The organism is Pseudomonas sp. SDO55104_S430 (assembly GCF_054070595.1).
This window is the reverse complement of the sequence record NZ_JBSVXG010000055.1, coordinates 22,857-32,291: the sequence shown is the minus strand read 5'-3', so window position 1 is coordinate 32,291 and position 9,435 is coordinate 22,857. Positions and strand designations below refer to the sequence as shown.

The following is a 9,435-nucleotide window of genomic DNA, read 5'->3' as shown; positions in this document are numbered from 1 at the left end:
CACATGAGGATTCGGTCAACTGTGGGAGCGAGCCTGCTCGCGATAGCAATGCCACGGGCACTGCATGCCTGACGGACAAAAACAAAAATGCCAGGCGCAATGCCTGGCATTTTTTGTAGCTCATCCGACGCCCGACGGCGAATCAGAATGGCAGTTTCATGCCCGGTGGCAGTTGCATGCCAGCGGTCATGCCAGACATCTTGTCCTGGCTGTTGGCTTCGATCTTGCGCACGGCGTCGTTGAAGGCTGCGGCGATAACGGCTTCCAGCATTTCCTTGTCGTCTTCGCTCAGGCCTTCGACCAGACTCGGGTCGATGCTGATGCTCTTCACATCGTGACGACCGGTCATCACCAGGGTGACCATATCGCCACCGGCGCGGCCGGTGACTTCGGCGTTGGCCAGCTCTTCCTGCATCTTGGCCATTTTTTCCTGCATCTGCTGCGCCTGCTTCATCAGGCCGGCCATGCCACCTTTCATCATGGGAATCACCTCAAAAGTACCGGATTTAAACGTCGCCCGGCGCTATCGGCCGGACGCCTTCAGTTATTAGCCCTGACTGACCAGGGCTTCGACAGGTTCAATAGTATCGTTACGGATCACCGCACCGAACTGCTGCATCATTTGCTGGATGAACGGATCACCGTGGATCGATTCCTCGGCCTCGCGCTGACGGTCTGCACGCCGGCGCGACGCCGCCTGGGCCGGGGTTTCCTGCTCGGGCTTGATCAGCTCCATGGTCAGCGTCAGGGTACGTCCGTGAAACTGATTCAACGCATCGTTCAGGCGACGCTGCTGCGTGGCGTTGAACAGCGCACTGTGGGCCGGATCGAGGTGCAGCAGCCAATTATCGCCATCCACCGCGATCAGCGTGCAGTTGGCGGCGATGCTGCCGGTCATGCCGGAGATCGGCAATTTCGGGAACAGCTCCAGCCATTGCAGGGCCAGACCGGTGGCCGGCGCGGCGGCGGGCTCGGGTTCAGGCTCGGGCGCAGGTTCGGCGGTATGTTCGCTGGCCAGCTCATCGAGGTAGCTGTAGGCCGAATCCATGTCCGGCTCGATGTAATCCTCGTCCAGCGGCGGCTCGTCGTCCAGGTCCATGCCCGGTGTGGCGGCATCGACTTCGGCGACGGTCGGCTCCGGAATAGGCGCGGCGGCCCACTCTGGTGCGTCCGGGACCACGCTATCAGGCGTTGGCGCCATCACCGGCGGCAACTCGGGCTGCTCGCTGACAGTGTCCAGCAGCGGCTCAACGGCGGGTTGCTGGGCGGGTTCCGGCTCAGGCTCTGGCTCGACCGGATCATTCCACGGCAGGTCGATCACCTCTTCGGCGACCGCCGCTTCCACTACTGGTTCGGGTACGACGACCGGTGCAACGAGTTCAGGTTCAGGTTCAGGTTCCGGAGCAGGCGCTGGAGCCGCAACCGGCGGCGCGGCGACCGGCGCCACTGCCGCAGCGACTACCGGAGCAGCAACCGGCGCGGCAGCCACTGCTTTCGCGGAATCAACTGTGGCCTGGCTGATCCCCACTGGCTTTAGCGCTTGCCTTGGTGCATCCGCGCTATCGGCAGGCCGGAAGGCGAGCATCCGCAGCAGCACCATTTCGAAGCCGCCCCGCGGGTCCGGCGCCAGAGGCAGGTCGCGACGACCGATCAGGCCCATCTGGTAATAGAACTGCACGTCTTCGGCTGGCAGCGCCTGGGCCAGCGCCAGCACCCGGTCGCGATCGCCGTGACCGTTGTCGACGCCATCCGGCAGGGCCTGGGCGATGGCGACACGGTGCAGCACGTTGAGAATTTCCGAGAGCACACCGTTCCAGTCCGGGCCTTGTTCGGCCAAATGGCGCACCGCTTCGAGCAGGGCCTTGGCATCGCCTTCGATCAGCGCATGCAGGACGTCATAAACCTGGCCGTGATCGAGGGTGCCGAGCATCGCCCGCACATCGGCGGCAAGGACTTTGCCTTCACCGAAGGCGATCGCCTGGTCGGTCAGGCTCATGGCATCGCGCATCGAACCGTCGGCGGCGCGACCCAGCAGCCACAGTGCATCGTCTTCGAACGGCACGTTCTCGACGCCCAGCACGTGGGTCAAATGCTCGACCACACGCTCGGGTGTCATGTTTTTCAGAGAGAACTGCAGGCACCGCGAGAGAATCGTTGCAGGAAGTTTCTGCGGATCAGTGGTGGCCAGGATGAACTTGACGTAGGGTGGCGGTTCTTCGAGGGTTTTGAGCAGCGCATTGAAGGAATGGCTGGAGAGCATGTGCACTTCGTCGATCAGGTAGACCTTGAAGCGCCCACGGCTCGGAGCATATTGCACGTTGTCGAGCAGTTCGCGGGTGTCCTCGACCTTGGTGCGGCTGGCGGCGTCGATCTCGATCAGGTCGACGAAGCGGCCCTCATCGATCTCGCGGCACACCGAACACTCGCCGCAAGGCGAAGAAGTAATACCGGTTTCACAGTTCAGGCATTTGGCGATGATCCGCGCGATGGTGGTCTTGCCGACCCCGCGCGTACCGGTGAACAGGTAGGCGTGGTGCAGGCGCTGGCTGTCCAAGGCATTGATCAGAGCTTTGAGCACATGGGTCTGGCCGACCATTTCGCGGAACGAGCGCGGACGCCATTTACGTGCAAGAACCTGATAACTCATCGAAAACCATCGCGGCGATAGAAGCGGAAGCGGCTAATGCTAGCGGAGCAAGGGCAAAATTGCATCCGGTGTACTCGTCTAATCTGGATAAGCTGCATTTCGGGAGCTTTTTATCAAAAGTAGCGGAGCGTTTATGCGGCTGGCCATGGGGGCACTGCTGTCGATCAGCCTGAACGGATTCGCTGCCGAGGCGCCGCTGCGCTTTGCGGTGTCCGACAGTTGGGCGATGCCGCTGGTGCAACTGGACCACGGCCGGCCGACCCAGGGCATCCTGTACGACGTGATGCTCAGCCTCGCGACTCAGGTCGGCGTACCCGCGCAATTTCATGTGTTGCCCCGCAGCCGGGTACAGATTGCCATGGAACACAACGAGATCGATGTTCGCTGCTACGTCGCACAATCCTGGCTGCCGAACCTGCCCGACAACTATCTATGGAGCGTCCCGCTCTGGACCCAGCCCGACCTGCTGGTCAGCCGCCCTGCCCCACAGACCTCGGTGATCCCGGCAAGCCTGCCACGCCAGACCATCGGCACCGTGCTCGGCTACAGCTACCCGACCCTGCAACCGCTGTTCGACGCCAATCAGCTGCTGCGCGACGACGCTCGCAATCAGGAACTGGTGCTGGAAAAACTCCTGGCCGGCCGCAATCAATACGCCGTCAGCAATCAATGGACGCTGGACTGGTTCAATCAGCGCTTGTTACCGGATCGGCAGCTGCAAGGCGTGGCGGTGCTGCAGGAGCAAAGCCTGGGCTGCTTCGTGCGCAATGATCCGGATGTGCCGGCGCAACGGATTCTGCGCACGCTGGTGCGGATGAAAACGTCCGGGGAGATTGATGACATCATCCGGTTGTATATCGGCGGCAAGCCGTAGCACCTTGTGGGTTTCAGACAACCTGATCAATCTGCCGCCACTGCGATGGCGCGACAAACCCCGCCACCCAGTCCGGCACTGCCGAAGGCGGCATCGGCTGGGCGATGAAGTAACCCTGGGCCACTTCGCAGCCCAATCGCAAAAGCAACTCGCCGTGCTCGGCACTTTCCAGCCCCTCGGCAATCACTTGCCTACCGAACGCTCGGGCCAGGCCGATCACCGCGGTGGTCAGGGCAAGGTCATCGCGGTCATGCAGGATGTCGCGCACGAAGGACTTGTCGATCTTGATGGCCTGGGTCGGCAGGCGCTTGAGGTAGCTCAGGGACGAGTATCCGGTGCCGAAATCCCCCAGCGAAAACTGCACCCCCAGCGCCTGACAGTCCCGCAGGCAATCGCTGACGTGCTGAATATTCTCGATGGCGACCGCCTCGACGATCTCCAGATCCAGCCGCTGCGGGTCGACGTTGGTGTGTCGCGCCAGCACGGTTTTCAGGCGTTCGACAAAGTCCGTGCGCTGGAAATGCCGCGCCGCGATGTTCACGCTCACCGGCCAGTCATGCCCGGCCTGCTGCCATTGATCCAGCTGGGTCAGCACCTGATTCATCACCCAGTCGCCGATATCGACGATCAGATCGGTTTCCTCGACCAGCGGCAGAAATTCCCTGGCAGGCACCGTGCCCTTTTGCGGATGGTCCCAACGCAGCAGCGCCTCGAACCCCACGACTTCACCGCTGCGCATGTTGATCTTGGGCTGAAAGTGCAGATGCAACTCGTCGCCCGCCAGCGCCTGGCGCACCTGTTCGACGGTCTGGTAGGTGGCCTTGACCTCCTGATCCCGGGACACATCGAACAAATGAAAGCGCTTGCGACCGCTCTGCTTGGCCACGTACATCGCCTGATCGGCATGGCGCAGCAGGGTTTCGGCGTCTTCATTGTCGTGGGGGAATAAGGTGACGCCGATGCTGGCGAACACATGGATGTCCTTGCCGGCGAGTGAGTACGGTAACGAAATCGCTTCCAGTACCCGGTCCAAAGCGGCGCGCAACTCCGGCACATCCCGCACATGCCGCAGCACCAGCACGAACTCGTCACCAGCCAGCCGCGCCACCACGTCTTCGCCACGCAGGATGCCACGCAATCGTTTGGCAACCTCCACCAATAGAAGATCGCCCATGGCATGCCCATAGCCATCGTTGACCGCCTTGAAGCCATCTAGGTCGAGCATGCACACCGCCAACGGGGTGCCTTTGACCCTGGAGAATTCCAAAGCCTGGTCCAGCAGATCCGAGAGGAATGCCCGATTGGGCAAACCGGTCAGCACGTCGTGCCCTACCCGCCATTGCAAGGTATGCAGCAGTTCACGCTTTTCGCTGATATCGAAACGGATCGACAGATAACGCTCGACCCGCCCCGTGGCCTTGTCGAGGACGGGCACCACGGTGCTCTCTACCCAATACAGGCTGCCGTCTTTCGCGCGATTGCAGATCTCGCCCTTCCAGACATTGCCCGAAGAGATGGTGTGCCACATCCCGTCGAAAAAATCCGCCGAATGCGTGCCGGAATTGAGAAGGCGATGGTTTTGCCCGAGCAGCTCTTCGCGACTGTAGCCGGAAACTGCACAGAATTGATCATTGACGTGGGTAATCCGGCCGGTGGGATCGGTCTCGGAAAAAATCGCGGCGGCATCCACGGCCCTGCGGTACTTCTCATCCATGAGTCAGACTCGCTGTCGCTGGCATTGGCGGTGCAAGCCCGTCAGGCAGCAGGCCGCCCAGAGACTCTCGAAACGCGGTTAAGCGAACGCCATGCTGGCTTCTATTGTTTTTCGAACTTCCGGGAACAGGCCATTAACTACCCATTTGGGGCGGCGATTCTACGAGATGCGTCACATTTTGCAAGAAAAGGCGAAAACGGCTCTCACCCGCAGATGCAGGGAAATCTCGTTAAGGTGTTGATTCGGAATGGAATTGGACGTCGTTTCGATGCTTGAAGCGCAGACGAACAAACACCGCTATGGACGAGGGCCATGGCAGCAAAATCGAAGTATTCGAGGGAAATGACGCGAGAGAGCACTCGCGGAGTCGTTAAGGTGGCAACCCCACCAGCCACACCCCGGCACACAATGTTCCCGCTGTGGCTGCTGCCTTCCGGCTCTGACCAGGTTCACGGGTAATCGTTGCGGGGGGACCGATGGGGTCACCATAACGATGCTCACCTGACGGCGAGCCGCGCCATTGTACCTATCTGAGACGAAGTTACAACCGTTGGCGCGGATTAAAAAACATGAGGTGCTTCAAGGACATGCGAAACGTAAAAGATCGCAACCTGCGGCAGTTGCTTCATTGGAGCGCATTCCCCTGTAGGAGCTGCCGCAGGCTGCGATCTTTTGATGTCAGACGGTGATGCCGTGCTCCTTCAGGAAATCGACGAACGCCTCTTCATCCAACACCTTCAGCCCCAACTCATTGGCCTTGGCCAACTTGGAACCCGCCCCCGGCCCCGCCACCACGCAATGGGTCTTGGCCGACACGGAACCCGCCACTTTGGCACCCAGGCTTTCCAGCTTGTCCTTGGCCACATCGCGGCTCATCAGCTCCAGGGAGCCGGTCAGCACCCAGGTCTGGCCGGTCAGCGGCAAGCCTTCGACGACTTTCTTTTCGCTCTGCCAGTGCATGCCGAAATCAGCCAGTTGTTTTTCCGCCTCGACCGCCTGCAGGCGATTTTCCTCGATGGCGAAAAACTCACGAACCGAGTTGGCCTGTTTCTCCGGCAAGGTCTGGCGCATGTCCAGCCAGTCGGCGTCGACCACCGCCTGCAGCGAACCGAACCGGTCGGCGAGTTTCTGCGCCCCGCCCGGCCCAACTGAAGGAATGTGCAGTTTGTCGAGGAAACCGCCCAGGGTGGTGCTGGCGGCAAACTCCGCGCCCAGCTCGCCCTGATCCTGAATCTGCATGCCGTGCTTGAGCAGATCGGCGATCACCTGCTGGTTGTGCGAATCCTCGAAGAAACTGTGGATCTCGTGCGCAACTTCCAGCCCGACGTCCGGCAGGTAGGTCAGCACTTGCGGCAGGGCTTTCTGCACCCGCTCCAGCGAACCCAGGGAACGCGCCAGCACCTTGGCCGTTTCCTCGCCGACATCGGGAATCCCCAGGGCGTAGATGAAGCGCGCCAGCCCCGGTTTCTTGCTGTCTTCGATGGCGCTTAGAAGGTTGCGGCTCGACAGCTCGGCGAAACCTTCCAGATCCACCACTTGTTCGAAGGTCAGGGCATACAGGTCGGCCGGCGAATTCACCAGGCCTTCATCCACCAATTGCTCGACGCTCTTCTCGCCCAGGCCTTCGATATCCATCGCCCGGCGGGAAACGAAGTGAATGATTGCCTGCTTGAGCTGCGCGCCGCAGGCCAGTCGACCGACGCAGCGATACACCGCGCCCTCGCTGACCGTCTCGCGGCCCTTGCTGCGTTTGATCAGTTGCGTGCGTTCGACATGGGAGCCGCACACCGGGCACTTTTCCGGGATGTGCACCGGCCGGGCATCGTCCGGGCGACGCTCGGTGACCACTTGCACCACTTGCGGAATCACGTCACCCGCGCGGCGAATGATCACGGTATCGCCGATCATCAGGCCCAGGCGCGCCACTTCATCCATGTTGTGCAAGGTGGCATTGGCCACGGTGACGCCCGCAACCTTGACCGGTTTGAGGCGCGCCACCGGGGTGACGGCGCCGGTACGTCCGACCTGGAACTCCACATCGAGCAGTTCGGTGAGCTCTTCCATGGCCGGGAATTTGTGGGCGATGGCCCAGCGCGGTTCGCGAGCGCGGAAACCCAGTTCGCGCTGCGAGGCGATGCTGTTGACCTTGAACACCACGCCGTCGATTTCATAGGGCAGCGCGTTGCGGCGCTCGCCGATGTCGCGGTAGTAGTCCAGGCATTCATCGATACCGTTCGCCAGTTTCAACTCGTGGCTGATCGGCATGCCCCAGGCCTTGAGCTGTTGCAGGTTGCCGATGTGCGTATCGGCGATGTCCGCGGACACCTGGCCGATACCGTAGCAGCAGAATTCCAGCGGCCGGTTGGCGGTGATCTTCGAATCCAGTTGGCGCAAGCTGCCCGCCGCCGCGTTGCGCGGGTTGGCGAAGGTCTTGCCGCCGACTTCCAGCTGGCTGGCGTTGAGCCGCTCGAATCCGGCCTTGGACATGAACACTTCGCCGCGCACTTCCAGAGTCGCCGGCCAGCCAGTGCCGTGCAACTTGAGCGGGATGTTGCGCACCGTGCGCACGTTGACGCTGATGTCTTCGCCGGTGGTGCCGTCACCGCGAGTCGCGCCGCGCACCAGCATACCGTCCTGATACAACAGGCTGACCGCCAGGCCATCGAGCTTGGGTTCGCAACTGTATTGCACCGCCGCGCCGCCACCGAACAGATCACCAGCCGGCAGATCCAGGCCTTCGGTGACCCGGCGATCGAATTCGCGCATGTCGGTTTCTTCGAAGGCGTTGCCCAGACTGAGCATCGGCACTTCGTGACGCACCTGGGTGAACGCCGACAACGCCGCGCTGCCGACTCGCTGGGTTGGCGAGTCGGCGGTGATCAGCTCCGGATGCTCGGCCTCGAGAGCCTTGAGTTCCTTGAACAACCGATCGTACTCGGCGTCCGGGATGCTCGGCTCGTCCAGCACGTGATAGCGATAGTTGTGCAGGTCCAGCTCGGCACGCAGCTCTAGAATGCGGTCTTTGGCGGCAGTCATGGGTGATCTCTCATAAAGCAAAAGAGCAGCCGTAGCTGCTCAATCTGTTGATGCGGTAAACCTATTGTAGGAGCCGGCTTGCCGGCGATGGCGATCTCGCGGACGCCATCGCGAGCAAGCTCGGCTCTTACAGGTACAGGTCGCGTGGCGCGATCCTGATCAACGTTTCTGAGTCAGGGCGCGGCGTTCGAATTCGACGATGCGCTGACGGTAGTGTTCGATGGTCTGGGCGGTCAGTACGCTGCGCTGGTCGTCCTTCAGTTCGCCGTTCAGCTCCTGGGACAGTTTGCGTGCCGCGGCCACCATCACGTCGAAAGCCTGTTTCGGATGACGCGGGCCTGGCAGACCGAGGAAGAAGCTCACCGCCGGGGTGCTGAAGTGGTCGATGTCGTCCAGATCGAATACGCCTGGCTTGACCGCGTTGGCCATGGAGAACCAGACCTCGCCGTTGCCCGCCATGCTTTCGTGGCGGTGGAAGATGTCCATCTCGCCGAAACGCAGACCGCTTTCCAGAATGTTCTGCAGCAATGCCGGGCCTTTGAAACCGGCGGCGTCGCGGCAGATCACGCTGATCACCAGCACTTCTTCAGCCTGAGGTTGTTCCTTGTCGCTGGCCGATGGCGAAGCCTTGGTCTCTTCAACGTAATCATCGTCGCGGCTGCTGAAGCTCGGGCCGCCATCCAGATCGAGGTTGAGGTTCAGGTCGCCCTGGGATGGCTCGCCGCCACGTTTGCCACGCTTGGAGCCCGATTCGCGGGGTTCGCGAGGCTCGCGGGCCGGCATGCTCACCGACGGCAGATCCTGCTCGTCCAGTTGCGGCTCTTTATGGTTGTCCAGTACGCGGGACGGGCCCAACAGCTCGGCGCTGGTGTCCTCGTCCGGCAGGTTGGACAGGTTTCGGTCAAGACGGAATTTCAGTTTTCCCTTGCCGCCGCGCATACGGCGCCAGCCATCGAAAAGAATACCGGCAATGACAATGATGCCGATGACGATCAGCCACTCGCGCAGACCGATTTCCATGTAATCCCGTGCCTCTATAAAAAATGCTGAAAAATAAGGGGTTTACAATCTGCAAACCGCTTTAAAACGTGGCGCCAACTCTATGTTCTGACAGGCGTTTTGCCCACGTATACGAAAAATTGACATTAAACTAGCACGACCAAA

At 61.2% G+C, this 9,435-nt stretch carries 6 protein-coding genes and 1 other RNA gene; 1 reads left to right on the top strand and 6 read right to left on the bottom strand.

The window, feature by feature from the left end:
* Positions 1-142 precede the first annotated feature (142 nt).
* Together ACW9JE_RS12505 and dnaX are read right to left on the bottom strand one after the other, a co-directional pair.
* Entirely contained in the window at positions 143-481 is a 339-nt protein-coding gene (locus ACW9JE_RS12505; protein WP_224539993.1) for a YbaB/EbfC family nucleoid-associated protein, read from the bottom strand.
* A gap of 66 nt (positions 482-547) precedes the next feature.
* Positions 548-2,647, bottom strand: a complete 2,100-nt coding sequence (dnaX, locus tag ACW9JE_RS12500) for a DNA polymerase III subunit gamma/tau (protein ID WP_224539995.1) — start codon at positions 2,645-2,647, stop codon at positions 548-550.
* Positions 2,648-2,780: 133 nt separating this feature from the next.
* On the opposite strand from dnaX, the gene ACW9JE_RS12495 reads away from it, so the two are divergent.
* On the top strand, positions 2,781-3,521 hold the full coding sequence (locus ACW9JE_RS12495; protein WP_224539997.1) for a substrate-binding periplasmic protein: 741 nt from the start codon (positions 2,781-2,783) through the stop codon (positions 3,519-3,521).
* 13 nt (positions 3,522-3,534) lie between these two features.
* On the opposite strand, the gene ACW9JE_RS12490 is transcribed toward ACW9JE_RS12495, so the two are convergent.
* From ACW9JE_RS12490 to zipA, 4 genes are all read right to left on the bottom strand, one after another.
* Entirely contained in the window at positions 3,535-5,235 is a 1,701-nt protein-coding gene (locus ACW9JE_RS12490) for a putative bifunctional diguanylate cyclase/phosphodiesterase (protein ID WP_224539999.1), read from the bottom strand.
* 382 nt (positions 5,236-5,617) lie between these two features.
* An RNA gene (gene ffs / locus ACW9JE_RS12485) (signal recognition particle sRNA small type) lies at positions 5,618-5,714 on the bottom strand.
* 199 nt (positions 5,715-5,913) lie between these two features.
* The gene (ligA, locus tag ACW9JE_RS12480; protein ID WP_224540001.1) at positions 5,914-8,271 is read right to left on the bottom strand and encodes an NAD-dependent DNA ligase LigA; all 2,358 of its coding nucleotides are present in this window, start codon (positions 8,269-8,271) and stop codon (positions 5,914-5,916) included.
* A 159-nt stretch (positions 8,272-8,430) separates the two neighbouring features.
* A complete protein-coding gene (gene zipA, locus ACW9JE_RS12475) occupies positions 8,431-9,291 on the bottom strand; it encodes a cell division protein ZipA (protein ID WP_224540003.1) in 861 nt (286 codons plus the stop codon).
* Positions 9,292-9,435 lie beyond the last annotated feature (144 nt).

Coding starts and splice junctions, on each gene's coding strand:
- ligA (WP_224540001.1), bottom strand. CDS start 8,271: ATGACTGCCGCCAAAGACCGCATTCTAGAGCTGCGTGCCGAGCTGGAC.
- ACW9JE_RS12495 (WP_224539997.1), top strand. CDS start 2,781: ATGCGGCTGGCCATGGGGGCACTGCTGTCGATCAGCCTGAACGGATTC.
- dnaX (WP_224539995.1), bottom strand. CDS start 2,647: ATGAGTTATCAGGTTCTTGCACGTAAATGGCGTCCGCGCTCGTTCCGC.
- ACW9JE_RS12505 (WP_224539993.1), bottom strand. CDS start 481: ATGATGAAAGGTGGCATGGCCGGCCTGATGAAGCAGGCGCAGCAGATG.
- zipA (WP_224540003.1), bottom strand. CDS start 9,291: ATGGAAATCGGTCTGCGCGAGTGGCTGATCGTCATCGGCATCATTGTC.
- ACW9JE_RS12490 (WP_224539999.1), bottom strand. CDS start 5,235: ATGGATGAGAAGTACCGCAGGGCCGTGGATGCCGCCGCGATTTTTTCC.